General features: G+C 49.9%; 16 protein-coding genes. 10 read left to right on the forward strand and 6 right to left on the reverse strand.

The features are described from left to right. Nucleotides 1–2: 2 nt before the first annotated feature. On the forward strand, nt 3–950 hold the full coding sequence (locus NSMM_RS13620; RefSeq protein WP_090288021.1) for an IS1595 family transposase: 948 nt from the start codon (nt 3–5) through the stop codon (nt 948–950). Here NSMM_RS13620 and NSMM_RS13625 read toward each other — a convergent pair. Continuing rightward, nucleotides 844–2,010: a sensor domain-containing diguanylate cyclase gene (locus NSMM_RS13625; protein WP_090288275.1), complete on the reverse strand. Its 1,167-nt coding sequence runs from the start codon at nt 2,008–2,010 to the stop codon at nt 844–846. The two genes, NSMM_RS13620 and NSMM_RS13625, sit on opposite strands and share 107 nt — an antisense overlap. Before the next feature lie 978 nt (nt 2,011–2,988). On the opposite strand from NSMM_RS13625, the gene NSMM_RS13635 reads away from it, so the two are divergent. Next, entirely contained in the window at nt 2,989–5,487 is a 2,499-nt protein-coding gene (locus tag NSMM_RS13635; RefSeq protein WP_090288277.1) for a 3-hydroxyacyl-CoA dehydrogenase/enoyl-CoA hydratase family protein, read from the forward strand. Between the two features lie 40 nt (nt 5,488–5,527). Further along, nucleotides 5,528–6,727 (forward strand): acetyl-CoA C-acyltransferase, encoded by a 1,200-nt coding sequence (locus tag NSMM_RS13640; RefSeq protein ID WP_090288279.1) that lies wholly within the window; start codon nt 5,528–5,530, stop codon nt 6,725–6,727. Between the two features lie 40 nt (nt 6,728–6,767). Here the strand turns inward: NSMM_RS13640 and NSMM_RS13645 are convergent, their stop codons facing one another. The 5 genes from NSMM_RS13645 to adk form a co-directional block, all read right to left on the reverse strand. Continuing rightward, complete coding sequence (locus NSMM_RS13645) at nt 6,768–7,271, reverse strand: hypothetical protein (RefSeq protein WP_090288280.1); 504 nt, start codon at nt 7,269–7,271, stop codon at nt 6,768–6,770. Between the two features lie 97 nt (nt 7,272–7,368). Continuing rightward, nucleotides 7,369–8,418, reverse strand: coding sequence for a class I fructose-bisphosphate aldolase (locus NSMM_RS13650; protein ID WP_090288282.1), 1,050 nt, complete (start codon nt 8,416–8,418; stop codon nt 7,369–7,371). Between the two features lie 152 nt (nt 8,419–8,570). Continuing rightward, nucleotides 8,571–10,628 (reverse strand): sodium-translocating pyrophosphatase, encoded by a 2,058-nt coding sequence (locus NSMM_RS13655; protein ID WP_090288284.1) that lies wholly within the window; start codon nt 10,626–10,628, stop codon nt 8,571–8,573. Nucleotides 10,629–10,757: 129 nt separating this feature from the next. Continuing rightward, entirely contained in the window at nt 10,758–12,017 is a 1,260-nt protein-coding gene (locus NSMM_RS13660; RefSeq protein ID WP_090288286.1) for a 6-phosphofructokinase, read from the reverse strand. A 120-nt stretch (nt 12,018–12,137) separates the two neighbouring features. Then, nucleotides 12,138–12,791: an adenylate kinase gene (gene adk, locus NSMM_RS13665; RefSeq protein ID WP_090288325.1), complete on the reverse strand. Its 654-nt coding sequence runs from the start codon at nt 12,789–12,791 to the stop codon at nt 12,138–12,140. 216 nt (nt 12,792–13,007) lie between these two features. Here adk and recA point away from each other — a divergent pair, with 216 nt between their 5' ends. From recA to NSMM_RS13700, 7 genes are all read left to right on the forward strand, one after another. Continuing rightward, complete coding sequence (recA, locus tag NSMM_RS13670; RefSeq protein WP_090288288.1) at nt 13,008–14,036, forward strand: recombinase RecA; 1,029 nt, start codon at nt 13,008–13,010, stop codon at nt 14,034–14,036. Beyond that, entirely contained in the window at nt 14,033–14,491 is a 459-nt protein-coding gene (gene recX, locus NSMM_RS13675) for a recombination regulator RecX (RefSeq protein WP_090288290.1), read from the forward strand. Before recA ends, recX begins: the two co-directional genes overlap by 4 nt. Nucleotides 14,492–14,513: 22 nt before the next feature. Further along, nucleotides 14,514–17,105 (forward strand): alanine--tRNA ligase, encoded by a 2,592-nt coding sequence (gene alaS / locus NSMM_RS13680; protein ID WP_090288292.1) that lies wholly within the window; start codon nt 14,514–14,516, stop codon nt 17,103–17,105. Between the two features lie 244 nt (nt 17,106–17,349). After that, the gene (locus NSMM_RS13685; protein WP_245654817.1) at nt 17,350–18,102 is read left to right on the forward strand and encodes a hypothetical protein; all 753 of its coding nucleotides are present in this window, start codon (nt 17,350–17,352) and stop codon (nt 18,100–18,102) included. 75 nt (nt 18,103–18,177) lie between these two features. Further along, nucleotides 18,178–18,639, forward strand: a complete 462-nt coding sequence (locus tag NSMM_RS13690; protein WP_090288296.1) for a hypothetical protein — start codon at nt 18,178–18,180, stop codon at nt 18,637–18,639. Between the two features lie 13 nt (nt 18,640–18,652). Next, a complete protein-coding gene (locus tag NSMM_RS13695; protein ID WP_245654818.1) occupies nt 18,653–19,168 on the forward strand; it encodes a TlpA family protein disulfide reductase in 516 nt (171 codons plus the stop codon). Between the two features lie 44 nt (nt 19,169–19,212). Next, complete coding sequence (locus NSMM_RS13700) at nt 19,213–19,434, forward strand: DUF4266 domain-containing protein (protein WP_090288298.1); 222 nt, start codon at nt 19,213–19,215, stop codon at nt 19,432–19,434. Nucleotides 19,435–19,454: the final 20 nt, after the last annotated feature.

Consider the following 19,454-nt stretch of genomic DNA (forward strand, 5'->3'; position numbering starts at 1 on the left):
CAATGGCGATGAATAAAATTCAGTTTCAGGCAGGCCTGTCACTGCATGAATTTCTGCATCAATATGGCACGGAAGCACAATGTGAAGCAGCATTGTTTGCTGCGAGGTGGCCACATGGCTGGAGATGCCTGCGCTGCGATGGGGAGCGATATTCCTGTACCCATAACGGCCGCAAGCTATGGGAATGCCTGGATTGTGGCTACCAATGTTCTTCAATTGTCGGCACCGTGTTTGAAAATACTAAATTACCGCTAAGAACCTGGTTTCTGGCCATTTACTTGATGACGCAAAGCAAGAATGCGGTCAGTGCATTGGAACTCAAACGTCAGCTGGGGGTAAGTTACAAAACGGCATGGTCGATCAAGCATAAGCTGTTACAGACCATGCTGCTGCGCGAAGAGCAACGCCGTCTGGATGGACGCGTGGAGGTTGACGATGCTTATCTGGGAGGTGAAAGGCCGGGAAAGCGCGGGCGGGGCGCGGCAAGTAAGACGCCATTTGTAGCGGCAATACAAACAAACAGCGAGGGGAAGCCACTTTATATACGCTTGACCCCCGTAGCGGGTTTTACATATGAAGCGCTCAAACAGTGGTCGGCTGAATGTCTGTCATCTACTGCACGAGTCGTATCTGATGGTTTGGGGTGTTTCGGGGCGGTTACGCATACAGCCGCGCAGCATGAGCGCCATATTGTGGGAAGTGGCAAATCTGCTGTGCAGCGTGCCGAGTTTCGCTGGGTCAATACGCTTCTTGGCAATCTCAAGACTGCCTTCAGCGGAACCTACCATGCATTCAATCACGCCAAGTATGCACAGCGCTATCTTGCAGAATTCTCCTATCGCTTCAATCGCCGTTTTGATTTGGCTGCCATGGTGCCGCGATTGCTGCGCGCCGCAACGACAGAACCTCTTCCGATCGGTATATTGAGAATTTCTGAGACAGGTAACTAATCAGGTTTTTTAATAACTCGCCGACCGTCGTTCCGTCGTCAGGAAATACGCTGATACCAATGCTGGTTGTTATAAAAGATTCTCGTTCTTTAAGATAAAATGCATTGGAGAATTCGCTGATAATTTTTTCTGCTATGGCAACAACTTCAACATTGTCATGTATCTGTGGCATTAGCAGGACAAATTCATCGCCACCAAAGCGAGCGACTGTGTCATAGTCCCTGAGGTGGGATGAAAGACGATTAGCAACTATTTTCAACAATATATCGCCATACTCATGACCCATCGTATCATTAATGATTTTGAAATTATCAAGATCGATGAACAGAATGGCGAGTTTCTCATTGAAGCGTTTGGCCGCATTGATACGCAGCTTCAATTCGGTTTCCATCTGGTAACGGTTGGGGAGTAGAGTCAATTGGTCGTAGGTGGCCAAGTGTTTCAATTTGTCTCTTGCCTGCTTGAACTCGGTGACATCATTGATGGATAGATTAATCGTGTGAATCTCACCGTTGTCGCCTAACAAGGGCCTACTCATTATTTGCACCCAAAATGAAGTTTTTTCATTTCGATCAGCTTCATGCGTGTCGCGTTTCGCCGATTCGCAGTTGTATTTGCTCATTCGTAGTTCGCAGTTTTGCGGTTTTTTTGTCTTGCGAATTAGTGCATTAAATTGATAATAGACGTCTTGATCCGACTCGGCAATAAAGGTGGACAAGGATTTTTGGATGATCAGGTGTCGCTCCATGCCCAGCATTCTTACAAGAGTCAGGTTTATTTCAAGGATGAGCCCATTTGCACCAATCGTAAGATAGCCTACTGGGGCCAAATCGTAGAGGTTAATATACCGGTCACGAGCTTCGAGCAACTCCTGCTGGATAAGGCGTAACTCCTCGTTCTGTATTTCCAGCTCTATTTGGTGAGCGTGCAGCTCGTAGAGCAGGCGAGGGGTGTCTTCTGGCAAGACCTTCTTTTTTGTGGAGAGCTCCCTATTAAGCTTGGCCTCTGCTTGCTTGCGCAGCTTGTCAAGCTTGGTTTTTCTCTCATCTCGAAGGCTCATAATGGCACCTTTGCAAAAAATTGTAGTGGCCAGAGCCAGTCTCTGATGTAGTTAATTATGCGGTATAAGTATTGAATTGTCTTGTCTTGTCTTGTCTTGTCTTGTCTTGTCTTTCAATAAGATGGATCATCCTACGAGGTCTTGATCACGTTACTACATATTCATGTGGTTTTTCCTGCGTATGTTTTGATTTCAAATGCTTTAATTGCTACATAGTCATAGCATCTGCCAGAAAACCTCATTTTTTTAGGGAGGCTATCTACTTTTTAGACAGTGCGAGTGAAATGCTGCACATTTGCCTAGACTTTATCTGAATGGTGGCATGGGGTTTCACAATAATAACGCAAGCGGATCAATACACGGATTGATCCGCTTGCGCGCAACTACAACGCTGAAATTAGTTTGCGTTTGACCTGGATCAAGTGATCGCAGAGTACGTTCGCCTTCTGGTCTTTCTGGTGGATGGATGCACAATCCGAACTGGTATTTGTTGGTGATGCAGGTACAACCGAGGCGAGTCGCCCAGGAAGACGCTGTGGTGTTGAATTTGCCAATTACTACTCTCCAGTGCACTGGTTGACATAAGTACTCACTTTCCCTGGATTCCAGATAACGGGTTCAGGTTGGTGGTCATTCTCCCTTCATATTTTGTTCGCATCTACTCACAAGAGCGTAAATCTTATTATTAGCCTGAAAGTTTACGCTTGCACTTTGGTTTTCAAGCCTGTACGCTTCTCAGCGTAAAATATCGTGTCTATAGCTTAGTTTTTGAGTAACAGGCGCCTCTAAAAATGTAGAGCTTTAAACGAGACCAGGTACGAATAAAAAATGTTGACGCAGCATATACTTGATAAGTAAGAAAACATTTTTATAGGCAACACAGAGTATTGTGACGAAATATGGATTTTTAGAGGTACCCTGATGAAAAAGCGCAAAACGCTTGGTGCTTTTCAATAATCTGGCTAATCGGAGGGAATTTTGACTACTCATCCAATTCGAGTAAGGAAGGCTGCTGTTTTGGGGGCTGGCGTCATGGGAGCGCAAATTGCTGCGCATCTGATCAATGCCAACATCGAAACCCTGTTGTTTGAGTTACCAGCGGATGAGAAAGATACCAACGCCAACGTCATTCGCGCTATCGAGAAATTGAAAAAACAGGAGCCTGCGCCGCTATCGATTGTCAGCCGGGCGATCTATATCGAACCCGCCAACTATGATCAACATCTGGAAAGATTGGGCGACTGCGATTTGATCATCGAAGCAATAGCCGAACGTCTCGATCTGAAGTCCCAGCTCTATGAGAGAATCGCACCGCATTTGCATGATCAAGCCATTCTAGCCAGTAACACCTCCGGTCTTTCTATCAGTGAACTAGCTGCAGCGGTGCCGGAATCTCTACGGGCACGTTTCTGCGGTGTGCATTTTTTTAACCCGCCGCGTTACATGCATCTGGTCGAACTGATCGCAAGTGAATACAGTGATGCTACCATGCTTAATACACTGGAAACCTTCCTGGTCACGACACTGGGCAAAGGCGTTATCCGCGCCAAGGATACGCCCAACTTCATCGCCAACCGGATTGGTATCTTCTCAATGCTGGCGACGATGCATCATGCCAGGCAGTTTGGGCTGGGGTTCGAGCTGGTGGATAAACTGACCGGTTCCCTGATCGGACGCCCCAAAAGCGCCACCTTTCGCACTGCCGATCTGGTCGGGCTGGATATACTCATGCATGTCATCCAGACCATGCAAGACAATCTTGCAGATGACCCCTGGCATGGCTTTTATACTGCTCCCGATTGGCTCAGCAAGCTGATCAAGAAAGGCTCGCTTGGCCAGAAAACCGGCAAGGGCGTCTATCAGAAGCAGGGCAAGGAAATCCATGTGCTCGATCCCGATCGTGAAACATACCGGCTTGCCGAGCAGGAGGTCGATGGCGAGGTTGAAGTCTTGTTGAAACAGAAGGATACGGTTGCCAGGTTTGCAGCGTTACGCAAACATTCACATCCACAGGCACAGTTCGTGTGGGCGATTCATCGTGATTTGTTCCACTATTGTGCAGTCCAACTTGAATTCATCGCAAACAATGCGCGCGATCTTGATCTGGCGGTACGCTGGGGTTTTGGCTGGCAGCAGGGACCGTTTGAAATCTGGCAATCGGCCGGGTGGAATGCAGTGTTGGATTGGATAAACGAGGATATCGCCGCAGGAAAGGCTATGGCAGCTGTTGCCATGCCCGCATGGGTGCAAACGATTGGCCAGCAGCGTCCGATACAAGGTGTGCATGCGCCAGAGGGTTCTTTTTCGCCAGCAACCGGTGAGATTCAGCCACGGTCCAGTTTGCCGGTTTATCGACGGCAACTGTTTCCGGACAGGCTGATCGACGAGCAGCCAATTTATGGCGAAACCATTCTGGAGACAGAGGAATTGCGTCTGTGGCATACCGGTGATGAAATCGCGATCGTCAGTTTTAAAACTAAAAAGCATACTATCGATAATGCTGTGCTGCGAGGAATGGAGGAAGCGATTACCACAGCAGAAAACCATTTCCGTGCCTTGATTATCTGGCAGACCGAGCCACCTTTCTCACTCGGCGCCAATCTGCAAAAAGCGACCGAGCGCCCAAAAACTGAGATGCCGCCATCAGCGCTTGATGATTTTATCAGAAAGATCAAAAAATCTGCGCAGGCAACCATCCTCAAAGCTGCGCACAGTCTGGATATGGCGGATGTGTTGATGGCGGGTAAGCTTGCCGAAGTGGAAACGATGATCGCCCATTTTCAGCAGACTAGTCAGCATTTGCGTTATTGTATGGTGCCTACGGTTGCTGCTGTCGATGGTCTTGCACTGGGAGGAGGGTGTGAATTTATCATGCACTGTGACCGTGCGGTAGCAACGCTGGAGAGCTATATCGGGCTGGTAGAAGCGGGTGTGGGTTTGTTGCCGGCTGGCGGTGGGTGTAAGGAATTCGCCTTGCGCGCTTCGCAACAGGCCGTCGAGAGTGATCCATTTATGCATCTGCAGCATTATTTCAGAACGGTTGCCATGGCAGAGATGGCTAAAAGTGCCGAACAGGCAAGGGCGCTCTCCTATCTGTCGCCATCTGATGTCATTGTAATGAATCGTTTTGAACTATTGCACGTTGCCAAGATGCAGGCGCTTGCCCTGGCTGAAGCTGGCTATCGTCCGCCACTGCGGCCACGTGAAATCGTAGTGGCTGGCGCAACCGGAATTGCAACCTTCAAAAGTAATCTTGTCAATTTGCTCGAGGGGAAATTCATTTCTGAGCATGATTACCTGATCGGTAGCAAAATTGCGCACGTCATATGTGGTGGTGATGTCGTTGCGGGTAGCTGCGTTGATGAGGAATGGCTGCTGGGTCTGGAGCGCGCCGCGTTCATCGAGTTGTTAGCGACCGAAAAAACCCAGGCACGTATCGCGCATACGCTTAAAACTGGCAAACCCTTGCGTAATTAATGATGAGTTAGTTGCCAAATCAATATCCAGGAGAAGTCTAATGACCAAACAAGTCCAGGAAGCTTATATCGTTGCTGCTACTCGTTCGCCAGTGGGTAAAGCACCAAGAGGCATGTTCAAGCATGTGCGTCCGGATGATCTGCTGGTCCATGTCTTGCAGTCTGTCCTGAAACAATGTGACGGAATGGATCCGATGGCGATCGACGATGTGATCGTCGGTTGCGCTATGCCCGAGGCTGAGCAGGGCATCAACGTTGCACGTGTAGCTGTCTTGCTGGCGGGATTGCCCGATAGTGTGCCTGGCGTGACGATCAATCGCTTTTGCGCATCAGGTCTACAGGCGGTTGCCATTGCAGCAGACCAAATTCGCCTGGGTGAAGCGGATATCATTATTGCAGCGGGAACGGAAAGCATGAGCATGATTCCGATGATGGGTAACAAGGTTTCGATGAATCCTCGTATATTTGCCGGCAATGAAAATGTTGCCATTGCCTACGGAATGGGTATTACAGCCGAGAAAGTGGCAGAAAAGTGGAAGGTTAGTCGCGAAGCACAGGATGGATTTGCATTACAGAGCCATCAGCGAGCGATCAGCGCAATCGAACGAGGAGAATTCAGGGAAGAAATCTCTCCGTATACCATCGATGGAAACTGGCCTGATCTCAATCTGCATCAAGTTCATCATGTATCAGTCATGAAAGATACCGACGAGGGGCCACGCGCGGATACTAGCCCGGAAGCGTTGGCCAGACTACGACCGGTATTTGCCGCGCAGGGCTCGGTAACCGCCGGAAATAGTTCGCAGATGTCGGATGGTGCCGGTGCGGTCGTGGTCATGAGTGAAGCGGCCATGCAGCGTTTCAATCTGACGCCACTAGGGCGTTTCATTGGCTATAGTGTCACGGGTGTGCCACCGGAAATCATGGGCATCGGTCCAATCAAGGCGATCCCCAAAGTGTTGCAGCAAACGGGTATTAAACAGGATGAACTCGACTGGATCGAGCTCAATGAAGCGTTCGCTGCACAAAGCCTTGCCGTCATCAACGAACTTGGACTGGATCTCGCCAAGGTCAACCCGTTGGGTGGGGCGATTGCGCTTGGTCATCCATTGGGCGCAACCGGTGCTATTCGCGTCGCCACACTGCTCAATGGCCTGCGGCGTCACAAGCTTCGCTACGGCATGGTTACCATGTGTGTGGGAAGTGGCATGGGTGCAGCAGGTGTATTTGAAGCGCTGTAAGCGGCTATGTCACTGGATGTAACCGTTCTGATCAATCAGATTATTCATAACGCACAAAATTCTCCGCTAGCGCATCGGGCCCGTAGTGCTCGATCAGGCTGTCAACTTCCATCAACAGAGTTTCATCTTCGTCTTCATCGAGTATACCTTCGCCCACCATGCTTGCTCCAAGACCACTGCTTATGGCATCGCGGATAGCCTGAAGGGTTGGCGAATGATTTTTCCAGTTTTCATCACCTGCGACAATCTCAATCGCGCGACTTAACGCCTCATTCGCATAAGCACGCACAAAGTCGTGCGCCGGAGCGTCTTCACCAAATTCCTCGATTAAGGTATTAAGTTCATCCAGCAGTGATTCATCTACGTCAAAGTGATGTAATTTCTCAGACTCGGCAAAAGATTCTGGCAACAGGCTGCGTAGAAACTCCCTGACACCACTCAGGGTCGGTATGTCTTCAATATCCGGGTCGTTGACCACTTTCTCAATCAATGTGGAGAGTTCGGGACTGGTATAGGTTGCTATATCGATAGGATTGCGGATCATGTTTTTTTCCTCATATTTAACAGGTAATTATTCATGGCTGTTTCCTTATGAAGGATGGTCCCAGGCAAGCCAGCCCAGTCGCAGGAACTATTGGCTTTTAGGCTATTGTTACATCTTTCGACAGGTAAACATCCTGAATTGCGTTCAATAGCGTGACACCTTCAGCAAAGGGTTTCTGGAAGGCTTTGCGTCCAGAGATCAGCCCCATTCCGCCAGCACGTTTATTGATCACGGCGGTGCGAACAGCCTGATGCAGGTCGTCTTTGCCGGATTCGCCACCGGAGTTGATCATGCCAACACGCCCCATATAGCAGTTAGCGACCTGATAACGGACGAGATCGATCGGGTGGTCGCTGGTGAGTTCGCTGTAGACTTTAGGGCTGGTTTTGCCGAATTTGATTGCATTGAAGCCACCATTGTTCTCTGCCATTTTCTGCTTAACGATATCCGCCTCGATAGTGACAGCCAGGTGATTGGCCTGGCCAGTCAGATCGGCACTGACATGATAATCCGCATCCGCTGTCTTGAAGGCAGTATTGCGTGTATACGCCCAGAGTATGGTTGCCATGCCCAGTTTATGGGCATGGCGGAATGCTTCTGATACTTCTTCAATCTGCCGACGGGATGCTTCCGAACCAAAGAAGACGGTTGCGCCCACTGCACAGGCGCCCATGTCGAATGCCTGTTCGACGCTGGCAAACAGCGTCTGGTCGTACTTGTTCGGATAAGTCAGCAGTTCATTGTGATTCAGTTTGAGAATAAACGGGATTTTATGCGCATAACGTCGCGAGACTATGCCGAGTACGCCCAAGGTTGAAGCGACTCCATTGCAGCCACCCTCTATAGCGAGCTTGACGATATTCTCCGGATCGAAGAACTGTGGATTAGGTGCAAACGATGCGCCTGCCGAATGCTCCACGCCCTGATCGACTGGTAGCAGGGATAAATAACCACTTCCCGCCAACCGCCCATGATTATAGAGTGCTTGCAGATTACGCAGAACCGACGGCTTGCGATCGCTTAATGCAACTACGCGATCAATAAAATCCGGACCGGGCAGGTGAAAACCTTCCTTGGGCAAGCCTTTGCAGACATGGGATAGTAAAGCATTCGCTTCATTACCAAGAAATTTTGCTATATCAGACAAGAGAACCTCCACATTGGTAAATGAGTGGTGTAACAGTTAAGAGTATGCGCGTTCTTTGTTACATGAGGGATATCTTTAATTGTAGCGGATACAAAAAAGCCCATCAATTTATTGATGGGCTTTCAGGCCAAACGATTGTCAATGCTACGGAATTACAGCAGCGGAATGATCATCAATGCCACAATATTGATGATTTTGATCAATGGGTTGATGGCAGGTCCGGCAGTATCCTTGTACGGATCGCCAACCGTATCGCCAGTAACGGCAGCTTTATGTGCTTCACTACCTTTGCCACCGTAATTGCCATCCTCGATATATTTTTTGGCGTTATCCCATGCGCCACCGCCGGCCGTCATGGAAATGGCGATAAACAAACCGGTGACGATCGAACCCATCAGCATCCCACCCAGTGCCTGCGGGCCGAGAAAAACACCCACTAATACTGGTACAAGTACGGGCAGTAGTGAAGGAATCATCATTTCCTTGATGGCGGCCTTGGTCAGCATGTCGACCGCACGCGAGTAATCAGGTTTCGCCGTACCTTCCATGATGCCCGGAATTTCCCGGAATTGGCGACGAACCTCAATAACGACCGAGCTGGCCGCACGTCCAACGGCTTCCATTGACATAGCGCCAAAGAGATAAGGCACCATACCACCGATGAAGAGGCCGATAATCACCAGATGATTGGATAAATCAAAAGTTAGCACTTTGCCGGCATGTTCCAGGCCATGTGTGTAATCGGCAAATAACACCAATGCAGCCAGACCGGCAGAGCCAATTGCGTAACCTTTGGTGACAGCTTTGGTGGTGTTGCCGACAGCATCAAGCGGATCGGTAATGGCACGAACCGATTCGGGCATTCCTGACATTTCAGCGATGCCACCTGCGTTATCGGTAATCGGACCGTAAGCATCCAGTGCCACGATAATGCCAGTCATGGATAACATGGCCGTGGCAGCAATCGCGATACCGTAAAGACCGGCCAGTGAATAAGCAACCATGATGCTCGCGCAGACTGCCAGCACGGGGGCAGCGGTGGCACGCATGGCGACACCCAGCCCAGCGATGATGTTGGTTGCGTGTCCAGTGGTGGAAGCGTTGGCTATATGTTGTACCGGCGGGTATTCAGTGGATGTGTAGTATTCCGTAATCACGACCATCAAACCGGTCAGTACCAGACCGACAGTTGCGCAGGCGAACAAACGCATGACCAGATCACCACCGCTGCTTTCAATACCATCCAGCATCAATGTGGTGTCTCCCATGAACCATACCGTAACCGGGAGGTAGGCAAAAAAAGCAATACCGCCAGCAACTGCCAAACCTCGATATAGCGCATTCATTATTTTGCCACCATCACGCATTTTGACGAAGTAGCAACCGATGATCGAGGCTACAATGGAAGCCGCGCCCAGCATCAACGGGTAAACGACTGCACTGCCCGTATTGGTCTGGAACAATAGCGCTCCCAGCAGCATAGTGGCAATAATCGTTACAGCGTAGGTTTCAAACAAATCAGCTGCCATACCTGCGCAATCGCCGACGTTATCACCGACGTTATCGGCAATCACCGCAGGATTTCTGGGATCATCTTCAGGAATACCGGCTTCAACCTTACCGACCAGATCCGCACCGACGTCCGCACCCTTGGTAAAAATTCCGCCGCCCAGTCGCGCGAAGATCGAAATCAGCGAACCACCAAAAGCAAACCCAACCAATGGCTGGATAACGTCACTGGTGGTCGCACTTTCAGCTGCACCATTGAATAATAGCGCTGTGTAGCCAGCGACACCTAGCAATCCGAGCCCCACGACCAGCATGCCGGTTACTGCACCACCGCGAAAAGCTATATCGAGTGCTTCGTTCAATCCGATACGCGCTGCTTCAGCGGTGCGTACATTGGATTGAACCGAGACCGTCATTCCCATGAATCCAGCCAGACCGGAGAGTGCGGCACCAAGTGCGAAACTCAGGGCAGTGCTCCACGAGAGTGCCAGACCGATCAAGGCGAATAAAATGAAACCCACCATACTGATCGTTGTGTACTGACGTTTGAGATAAGCCGACGCGCCTTCCTGAATAGCGGCCGCAATTTCCTGCATACGCGCGTCACCGGAGGATTGGGCATAAATCCGCCGAACCCAGATGCCACTGAAAATCAGGGCAAGTATTGCACTGCAGATCGCAATTGTTAAACCATTTCCCATAAAAAACTCCAATTAAAATCAGACCAACCCAAATAAACGTGCAACCCGGCCTGGGAGCTGCCCGTCGATTTACAATTCCAACGCCCCATTCTATAGGCTTACTGTTGCTGTAAATATGATAATTGCAAACTAAATATTGAAATCACGCAACTTCTTGCTTACCGCTACATTTTTTAGTCTGACATAGTCGGGCAGACCATTTTTGTAGGGAGGGTAATCCTCACCTTCAATCAAGGGACTGAGGTATTCGCGGCATTTGCTGGTGATACCAAAACCATCGGCGCTGATGAAGTCTGCGGGCATCATTTTCTCGACATTGGCGACGTCGGCAAGTTTGGCCATACCGGTTTTCCAGGCGTAAGGCGTATTGGATGTTCGTTCGATCGTGGGCATGACCGAGTTGTGTCCGGCAATGGCATACTCCACCGCAGCTTTTCCCATGGCATAAGCCTGCTCAACATCTGTTTTAGAAGCAATATGGCGTGCGGCACGTTGCAGATAATCCGCTACCGCCCAATGATATTTGAGTCCGAGGCCATCCTTGATGATATTGGCGACGACTGGTGCGACCCCGCCGAGCTGTGCATGGCCAAAGGCATCACGCAACCCCTGATCTGCGAGGAATTTGCCGTCTGCATCCTTGACACCTTCCGAAACCACAACGGAGCAGTAACCATGTTCCTTGACGTACTGATCCACTTTGGCAAGGAATTTCTGTTTGTCGAAAGTAATTTCCGGAAACAGGATGACGATTGGGATCGGGCGGTCTTCGCTGGAGGCGAGCCCGCCTGCAGCCGCAATCCAGCCAGCATGCCGTCCCATGACTTCCAGCACAAAAACTTTGGTGGATGTTTTGGACATACTGGCCACATCAAAGCTGGCTTCAAGTGTTGATACTGCAATATATTTGGCAACTGAGCCAAAACCAGGGCAACAATCGGTAACTGGCAGATCATTATCGACAGTTTTTGGTACATGAATGGCTTGCAGCGGATAACCAAGCGTATCCGACAGTTGTGAAACTTTGAGACAGGTATCCGCCGAGTCGCCACCACCGTTATAGAAAAAATAACCAATATCGTGCGCTTTGAACACCTCGATCAGGCGTTCATATTCACGTTTGTTATCTTCAAGACTCTTGAGCTTGTAGCGACAGGAACCAAAGGCGCCAGACGGTGTGTGGCGCAGTGCCCGGATGGCATCTGCCGATTCAGCGCTGGTATCGATTAGATCTTCGGTCAAGGCGCCAATGATACCGTTACGCCCCGCATAAACCTTACCAATTTTATCGGCATGCATGCGTGCGGTTTCCAGCACGCCCGCCGCAGAAGCGTTGATGACAGCAGTAACGCCGCCCGATTGGGCATAAAAAGCATTTTTTATAACCATAATTTGGGTTTCTCCTGATTAATCAAACAAAGATAGGTTACTTTTTTTCGATTATATGTCGAAGCGGTAATGCTGCTGGCCGATTCAACGACCAACTTGTTCGCGTGAGTTACTCTTGAGTTATTTAAGTGCGGCGATAATGTTATTTCGGATGACCTGGACATCGCCTGTGCCGTTTACCCTGATATAAGTCGGAGCGTCTGTCTCGTTACTCGATGACCAACCGGAATAATAGTCGATGAGCGGTCTGGTCTGGCTATGATAGACTTCCAAGCGTTTGCGGACAGTTTTTTCCTTGTCATCGTCACGCAGCACCAGTGCTTCTCCCGTTACATCGTCCACACCAGGTTGTTTTGGCGGATTGAAAACAATGTGATAAACCCGACCAGAAGCTGGGTGAACCCGGCGTCCCGAAAGACGACTGATGATCTCGGCATCAGGCACATCGATCTCGACAATATAATCAATTGTAATTGCCGCGGCTTTAAGGGCATCTGCCTGTGGTATGGTGCGAGGAAATCCGTCAAACAGGAAGCCATTATGGCAATCAGGCTGGCTGATCCGCTCCTGCACCAGATTGATGATGATATCATCCGGTACAAGTGCTCCAGAATCCATGATTTTCTTGGCCATTATTCCCAGCTTGGTACCTTCCTTGACAGCCTGGCGAAGTATATCGCCAGTGGAGATTTGCGGTATGGCGAAATGATCCCGGATAAAGCCTGCCTGCGTGCCCTTTCCGGCTCCCGGTGCGCCTAGCAGAATAATGCGAATGGTATGTCTCCTTGTGTCTGAATCTTTTGGTGAGATAGGAAGTTTGCCGAGTAATTTCAACTCATCCCCTTGGCAACAGCCTTCGAATTATATCTCACGTAGCCGGATTCTTGAAGTTTTTGATGGTTTTCAGGTGCATGGCATGGTGACAGCTGTCACGTGCATATTTTTCAGTTTACTATGCGATAATTTAACTGTTTTTTCTCAGGAAAGGTTATGGACGAAAATAGAAACAAGGCGCTTTCTGCTGCGCTGGCACAAATCGAAAAACAGTATGGCAAAGGTTCAATCATGCGCATGGGTGATAGCGATATTGCTAAGGATATTCAAGTAGTCTCGACCGGGTCGCTTGGACTGGATATCGCGCTGGGTGTGGGTGGGTTGCCACGCGGGAGGGTGATCGAGATTTATGGGCCGGAATCGTCCGGCAAAACGACGCTGACGCTACAGGTGATTGCCGAAATGCAGAAAATAGGTGGGACGGCTGCCTTTATTGATGCTGAGCATGCTCTGGATCCACAATATGCCCAGAAAATTGGAGTGCATGTGCAGGATTTGCTGATTTCGCAACCGGATAACGGTGAGCAGGCGCTCGAAATTACCGATATGCTGGTGCGCTCCGGGTCAGTTGACGTGGTGGTGGTTGATTCGGTAGCGGCGTTGACGCCACGCGCCGAGATCGAAGGTGAAATGGGTGAACCACAGATGGGGCTGCAGGCAAGACTGATGTCACAGGCGCTGCGCAAATTGACTGCCAATATCAAGCGCACCAATACTATGGTCATTTTTATCAATCAAATTCGCATGAAAATCGGGGTAATGTTTGGTAGCCCCGAGACAACCACTGGCGGCAATGCATTAAAATTTTATGCCTCCGTGCGACTGGATATTCGCCGTACCGGTTCAATCAAACGCGGAGAAGAAATCATCGGTAACGAGACGCGTGTCAAAATTGTTAAGAACAAAGTAGCTCCCCCGTTTAAACAAGCTGAATTTGATATTCTGTATGGTGAAGGGATTTCGCGGGAAAGTGAAATCATTGAGCTTGGGGTGCTGCATAAACTGATTGAAAAATCGGGTGCATGGTATGCCTGTAATGGTGAGAAAATCGGGCAGGGCAGGGATAATGTGCGCGATTATTTGAAAGAGCACAAAGATCTGGCGCAGGAGATTGAAGCTAAAATCCGCACAGCTGTTGGGTTGGTCGAAGCCAATAAACCAGAGCAGCTTTCGGCTGCGCAATGAATAACCAACCTGGACTGATGGCGCGCGCCTTGAGGTTATTGGCGCAACGTGAGCACTCCCGGTTGGAATTGCAGACAAAACTGGCCGAATATGCATCAACACCTGAGGTATTGGTCAATTTTCTAGATTCGCTTGAGCAGCGTAATTTGCTTTCAGATGAACGAGTAGTAGAGCAGATTTTACATTCTCGCAGAAAACGTTACGGTAGTAGACGCATTGCGTCCGAGTTACAGGAAAAAGGTATTGCCGAGCATGTAATCACGGCTGCGTTGCAAGATCTCAAGGTAACGGAATTCTCAAGCGCGCAGGTAATATGGAGCAAAAAATTTGGGGTGGCACCGGCCAATCACACAGAGCGTGGCAAGCAGGAGCGCTATCTGGCGGGCAGGGGATTTTCATTTGACGTGATTCGCCAGGTGCTGGCTGACGCAGAAAAAACACGCTATCAGGATTGAGAGTATTAACATTAGCAAAACTATGAAAAGCAGCGAAATCAGACAAAAATTTCTGACATTTTTTGAGTCGCATGGGCATGCTATCGTTCCGTCTAGTCCGCTGGTGCCAGGGAATGATCCAACCCTGCTTTTTACCAATGCGGGTATGGTGCAGTTCAAGGATGTTTTCCTTGGCAAGGAAACCCGGCCATATATTCGTGCCACCAGCGCCCAGCGCTGCGTACGTGCCGGCGGAAAGCACAATGATCTGGAAAATGTGGGTTATACCGCGCGCCATCATACTTTTTTTGAAATGCTGGGTAATTTCAGCTTTGGCGATTACTTCAAGCGCAATGCCATTTTATTTGCCTGGGAATTTCTGACTACAACGCTATGCATTCCTAAAGACAAATTATGGGTGACGGTTTATGCGGAAGATAACGAGGCTGCTGATATCTGGCTGAATGAAGTCGGGATTCCACCAGTACGTTTTGTGCGTATCGCAACTGCCGACAATTTCTGGCAGATGGGTGATACCGGGCCATGTGGACCTTGCTCCGAAATCTTTTATGATCACGGCCCGGAAGTTGCCGGTGGCCCGCCCGGTTCGGAAAATTCGGATGGCGACCGTTTCATTGAAATCTGGAATCTAGTGTTCATGCAATACGACCGGGACGGTGAAGGAGCATTGCATCCACTGCCCAAACCCTCGGTTGATACCGGCATGGGGCTCGAACGAATTGCTGCGGTGATGCAGGGAGTACACAGCAATTATGAGATTGACCTGTTCCAGAGTCTGATCCGGGCAGCAGCCAACGTGACGGGAACCTCGGATTTGGCCAATAATTCACTCAAGGTGATCAGCGATCATATCCGGGCCTGCTCTTTCCTGATTGCCGATGGCGTTATTCCCGGCAATGAAGGTCGTGGTTATGTACTGCGCCGCATCATCCGCCGTGCAATTCGTCATGGTTATCGGCTGGAGCAGAAACAACCATTTTTCTATTTTCTGGTGAATGATCTGGTTGGGTGTATGGGGCAGGCTTATCCCGAATTACTGACAGCGAAAGCACATGTCGAAATGGTGCTGAAGCAGGAAGAGGAGCGATTCGCGGAAACGCTGGAAAATGGCATGCAAATCCTGGAGGCGGAGCTTACCAGAGAAAAAAAACAGCTTGCTGGCGAAGTAGTGTTCCGTTTGTACGATACCTTCGGTTTCCCGGTTGATCTAACGGCAGATATTGCCAGAGAACGCGGTATAGGTATTGATCAGGCTGGATTCGAGGCGGCCATGACACAACAGCGGGAGCGCGCCCGCGCCAGTGGTAAATTCAACATGCAGTCTGGCATTCGTTACCATGGAGTTGCCACACAATTTCATGGCTACGACTCGCTGCAACAGGAAGCAGTTATCCAGGCAGTTTACAAACAAGACGTACCCGCTGATTTTGTCGAGGCGGGTGAGGAAGCCTTGATCGTGCTGGACCAGACACCCTTTTATGCCGAGTCCGGCGGACAGGTAGGGGATAGTGGTGTGCTGCTGACCAGTAATGGCACCTTTGCAGTGGCTGATACTCAGAAGTTGCAGTCGCATGTTTTTGCCCATAAGGGTGTGCTTGGTCACGGGCGAATTGTTGTCGGTGACAAAGTAATTGCCAAAGTGGATGCGCACAAGCGGATCAGTACAGCCTGCAACCATTCTGCCACCCATCTGCTGCATGCCGCACTGCGGCAGGTATTGGGCCAGCATGTGACGCAGAAAGGCTCACTGGTAAATGCCAATCGATTACGTTTTGATTTTTCCCATTACCACGCCATGCAGTCAGATGAAGTTCGTGCTGTCGAGAACATCGTCAATGCGCAGATCCGGCAGAATCATGAGGTATCGACCCAACTGATGACCTACGATGAAGCTGTAAAGCAAGGGGCGATGGCGCTCTTTAATGAAAAATACGAGGATGAAGTGCGTGTGGTGGCAATGGGGGATTTTTCGACAGAATTATGCGGTGGTACGCACATTGCCCGTTGCGGCGCAATCGGATATTTCCGAATCGTTGCCGAATCCGGAATTGCTGCTGGTATTCGCCGTATCGAAGCACTGACCGGGGAAGCTGCACTTGAGTATGCACAGCAACAGGAGCGAGAATTGCAGGAAGCTGCCGGCTTACTAAAAGCGTCGCCACAGGAAGTTACTGTCAAGCTGATGCAGACACTGGATCATGTTAAACAAATGGAGAAAGAGCTGGGCACGCTGCAATCGAAGCTGGCGAGTCTGCAAGGTGCAACATTGATCGATCAGGCACGGCAGATCAAGGGAATCAACGTGCTCGCGGTTAAGCTGGACAACGCGAACAGCAAAAACCTACGCGAGGCACTCGACAATTTTAAATCCAGGCTAAAGCCTTGTATCGTAGTGCTCGGCGTGATTGAAAATACTAAAGTTAGCTTGATCGCAGGTGTTTCAGAAGAATTAACCGGCCGTCTCAAAGCAGGCGACTTGATCAATTTCGTCGCACAACAAGTCGGTGGCAAGGGTGGCGGACGTAGCGATATGGCGCAGGCTGGCGGCACACTCCCCGAGTATCTGCCACAAGCGCTTGCAAGTGTCGCAGACTGGGTGGAGCGGAATGCATAACGGAAGTTCTGCGCCGCATCAAAAAAAACTACATTTGCAGCATATTACGGCATCCATTTCATTCAGGGATTAACCGTGTAATATATTTTTTATATAATAATCATAGTGTTTTCAGGGGTGCGACAATTTGTCGCATTGCTATTTGCTGATTTGCATTTGATAATCACTTTGGTTCATCCAAATATTTAATTTATTGAGCCAAACAACAAATGGGGCAAATGGAATGAAAGCAGGTAACCTAAAATTGATTATATTATCGATGACGGCAGCCATGTCAACTGCTGCCGGACAAAGTGCGCTGGCGCATACGCGGCTGAATGTGCCCACCTTGACTGAAGGCACACGGGTTCTGAATCACATGGTGATCGGCGATAACTGTGCTGCGGATGCTGGTGATGGTCGACGCGTCATTGGCACATCTGTTGTTTTTCCGGACGGGAGTGACTCGACCATTTTGGTTGATGGCCAGCCGCATGAAGGTGAATTAACAGATTTTCTAACCAACTACGGCAATAATTTTCAGCTTATTTTTGATCGTAGCGCATTCGATTACATGGATGAAAAAACCGACCCATTAGGTAACGTAACCGGTTTCTGGTCGGGCGGGGGGCAGGGCACTCCGGGTAATCTCAATGTTTTTACGCCAGTTAGAACCACTGCGGCCAGTATCGAGCCCACTTCCTGTGCCAAAAGCGTCAGGTTGACGATACAAGTTGCGGATATCTGCAGGATTACCACGATCGATAATCTCGGCACAGACGATGATTTTAATGTCAAGCTGTGGACGCATAACGCATTGGGTACACCATATGATCGCCAGAGTAGCGAAGCCGACAGCGGCCCGGCTTCGCTGATGATTACTCGCGATCTGTTGAATAATCCATTAGCGGAAAGCTGTGGAGAAGGTGTGGCGGTTGAAGTTCGGCCATCCGCTGCGCAGACTAACCGTGATATGCCGATCAAGTTTGAAGGCCAACAGATCTGGCCTCAGCTCTAAACGGATTGCTGTAATGCTGGAACGGCGATGAAGCCGGTTCCGATCCGATGATGTTAACCATACCTGGAGGGTGTCATGAAAAATTTATCTTGCTTTAATAACGCCATTTTGATCGCGGCCGTTGCTGTATTGCTTGGGCAGGGCGGATTTGCCAGTGCGCACACTGAAGGCGCAGTGATGGACCCAGCGGGTAACAAAGCCAGCTTTACCGCATTGGCGCTGGTCACCTGTTTCAATGATGGCGGTGGTGATGCCGACCATATCATTGCTCGGGTGCGGGACAACTCCCCTGCAGTGCCGGGTCTGCTGGTCAGTCTGCAAATTCTGAAGGGTGGTCGTGCAATCAACGTGACTGATGCCACGTCAGGTGACGCAGATTTTAGTAATTTTGTCGCGTTACACGGCGGTGGTGGCGTATATCAGCTGATGGCAAATAAAACGGCAATCGGTGCACGTGATTTTGAGGTGGAATTTCACTGCAATGCCGCTGATGGCACCCATACCGGTACAAGTACATTTGTCCTGCAGTTTGATTAATGGAGTGCAGAGCTTGAAAAAGCATGCGGTTTATCTGTTACTGGCAGGATGGGTGAGCGGGTTGGGAATGATTTCACCGGCATTCGCGCATCTGGAAGGCAATACGCCGCCACCCGGTTGCCAGTTGAGCCAACTCGATGGTGCGCCTGCTCAGGATTGGGCTGCGCACAAGGGGGGGGTGATCTACATCGATTTCTGGGCATCATGGTGTCCGCCTTGCGTCAGGTCATTTCCCTTCATGAACCAGTTGGTACAGGACTTTGGCGAACGTGGCCTGCAAGTGGTCGGCGTGAATCTGGATGAGAAATTGAGTGATGCGCAACAGTTCCTGGCGCGCATTCCCGCCGAATTCTCTGTAGTGGTCGATGCGGATAAACAATGCGCGGTTGATTTTGGAGTTATCGCCATGCCTTCTACTTATATTATCGATAAAAAGGGCTTGGTGCGCCATATTCATCACGGTTTCCGGCCCGGTGAAGCGCAGGCGTTGCGTGACCTCATTGAAGCGCTACTAGCGGAGAGCAGCTGAGGTTAGGAACTAAAATACTTGAATATTTTTTATATATCATTGATATGACAAAGTTATGCACTCTTCTGCTAATTTCAGGACTGATATCCGGTCTGATGGCATGCACATCAGTTGCGCCCTGGGAGCGAGGCGTGCTGGCACAACCGCAGATGGCGCTGGATCCCAACCCATTGCAAAGCGGTCTGCGCGCACATAATTACCCCAGTCGCGAAGCCGGCGCCAGCACTAATGCATCGGGTGGTGGAGGGGGGTGCGGCTGTTTCTGAAGATTTGCGCCTATTCTGGG

This window comes from Nitrosomonas mobilis (assembly GCF_900103035.1).
GTDB classification, from domain to species: Bacteria; Pseudomonadota; Gammaproteobacteria; order Burkholderiales; family Nitrosomonadaceae; genus Nitrosomonas; species Nitrosomonas mobilis.

What these genes read in the sequence shown, in the direction of transcription:
- NSMM_RS13645 (WP_090288280.1), bottom strand. Translation starts at nt 7,271, where the DNA reads ATGATCCGCAATCCTATCGATATAGCAACCTATACCAGTCCCGAACTC.
- alaS (WP_090288292.1), top strand. Translation starts at nt 14,514, where the DNA reads ATGAAAAGCAGCGAAATCAGACAAAAATTTCTGACATTTTTTGAGTCG.
- NSMM_RS13700 (WP_090288298.1), top strand. Translation starts at nt 19,213, where the DNA reads ATGACAAAGTTATGCACTCTTCTGCTAATTTCAGGACTGATATCCGGT.
- NSMM_RS13660 (WP_090288286.1), bottom strand. Translation starts at nt 12,017, where the DNA reads ATGGTTATAAAAAATGCTTTTTATGCCCAATCGGGCGGCGTTACTGCT.
- recA (WP_090288288.1), top strand. Translation starts at nt 13,008, where the DNA reads ATGGACGAAAATAGAAACAAGGCGCTTTCTGCTGCGCTGGCACAAATC.
- recX (WP_090288290.1), top strand. Translation starts at nt 14,033, where the DNA reads ATGAATAACCAACCTGGACTGATGGCGCGCGCCTTGAGGTTATTGGCG.
- NSMM_RS13625 (WP_090288275.1), bottom strand. Translation starts at nt 2,010, where the DNA reads ATGAGCCTTCGAGATGAGAGAAAAACCAAGCTTGACAAGCTGCGCAAG.
- NSMM_RS13690 (WP_090288296.1), top strand. Translation starts at nt 18,178, where the DNA reads ATGAAAAATTTATCTTGCTTTAATAACGCCATTTTGATCGCGGCCGTT.
- NSMM_RS13640 (WP_090288279.1), top strand. Translation starts at nt 5,528, where the DNA reads ATGACCAAACAAGTCCAGGAAGCTTATATCGTTGCTGCTACTCGTTCG.
- NSMM_RS13655 (WP_090288284.1), bottom strand. Translation starts at nt 10,628, where the DNA reads ATGGGAAATGGTTTAACAATTGCGATCTGCAGTGCAATACTTGCCCTG.
- NSMM_RS13620 (WP_090288021.1), top strand. Translation starts at nt 3, where the DNA reads ATGGCGATGAATAAAATTCAGTTTCAGGCAGGCCTGTCACTGCATGAA.